The organism is Synergistaceae bacterium DZ-S4, assembly GCA_025943965.1.
Lineage (GTDB): Bacteria > Synergistota > Synergistia > Synergistales > Synergistaceae > Caenicola > Caenicola nitritireducens.
In genome coordinates this window covers 1-1,210 of the sequence record JAPCWD010000038.1, presented here as the reverse complement: position 1 = coordinate 1,210, position 1,210 = coordinate 1, and the positions used below count along the sequence as shown (strand labels likewise).

The following is a 1,210-nucleotide window of genomic DNA, read 5'->3' as shown; positions in this document are numbered from 1 at the left end:
GCTGCTAGTCTATGATCTCAGTAACGACGCCTGCGCCTACCGTGCGGCCGCCTTCGCGTACTGCGAAGCGCAGTCCCGGCTGCATTGCGATCGGTACGATCAGGTTCACTTCAAATGTGCTGTTGTCTCCAGGCATTACCATCTCGATGCCCTCAGCAAGCTTGATCTCGCCCGTCACGTCCGTCGTACGGAAGTAGAACTGGGGCTTGTAGCCTGAGAAGAACGGCGTGTGGCGCCCTCCCTCTTCCTTCTTCAGTACGTAAACTTCACCCTTGAAGTGCTTGTGCGGGGTGATGCTTCCCGGCTTCGCCAAAACCTGACCGCGCTCTACGTCATCCTTGCCGGTGCCGCGCAGAAGTACTCCCACGTTGTCTCCCGCTTCCGCATCGTCAAGGATCTTGCGGAACATCTCAAGGCTGGTCGCTACTGTCTTCTGGGTGTCTTTCATGCCTACTATCGCAACTTCGTCGCCAGGCCTGATTATGCCCTTCTCGACCCTGCCCGTTACGACTGTGCCGCGCCCCGTGATGGTGAATACGTCTTCGATCGGCATAAGGAAGGGAAGGTCCACTTCGCGGACAGGCGCAGGAATGTAGTCGTCGCATGCCTGCATAAGTTCGTCGATCTTAGCTGTCCAGTCGTTGCCCTCATCGCTCTCAAGAGCCTTCAGAGCGCTGCCGCGAACGATGGGGATGTCGTCTCCGGGGAACTCGTACTTGTTGAGAAGGTCCCTGATCTCCATCTCGACAAGGTCAAGAAGTTCGGGGTCGTCGACCATGTCGCACTTGTTCATGAATACTACGAGCGCAGGAACGTTGACCTGACGCGCAAGAAGCACGTGCTCTCGCGTCTGCGGCATGGGGCCGTCCGCCGCCGATACGACCAGGATCGCTCCGTCCATCTGAGCCGCTCCGGTGATCATGTTCTTGATGTAGTCAGCGTGACCGGGGCAGTCGATGTGTGCATAGTGGCGCGTCGCTGTCTGGTATTCAACGTGGGATATGTTGATGGTGATGCCGCGCTCTCTCTCTTCAGGCGCCTTGTCGATCATGTCGAACGGCGTAAAGTCCGCTCCGCCATGTCTCGCAAGCGTCTTTGTGATCGCCGCTGTAAGGGTCGTCTTACCGTGGTCGATATGGCCTATCGTTCCTATGTTGAGGTGCGGCTTGTTTCTTACAAATTTCTCCTTTGCCATTTCTGTCTTGCCTCC

The 1,210-nt window shown here is 56.9% G+C and carries 1 protein-coding gene; it reads right to left on the bottom strand.

All coding sequences use genetic code 11. From position 1 onward, the window contains the following. Positions 1-4 precede the first annotated feature (4 nt). On the bottom strand, positions 5-1,195 hold the full coding sequence (gene tuf / locus OLM33_10085) for an elongation factor Tu (protein MCW1713999.1): 1,191 nt from the start codon (positions 1,193-1,195) through the stop codon (positions 5-7). Between the last annotated feature and the right edge of the window lie 15 nt (positions 1,196-1,210).

Excerpts from the sequence above, each read along its gene's own strand:
- tuf (MCW1713999.1), bottom strand. The coding sequence starts at position 1,195 with ATGGCAAAGGAGAAATTTGTAAGAAACAAGCCGCACCTCAACATAGGA.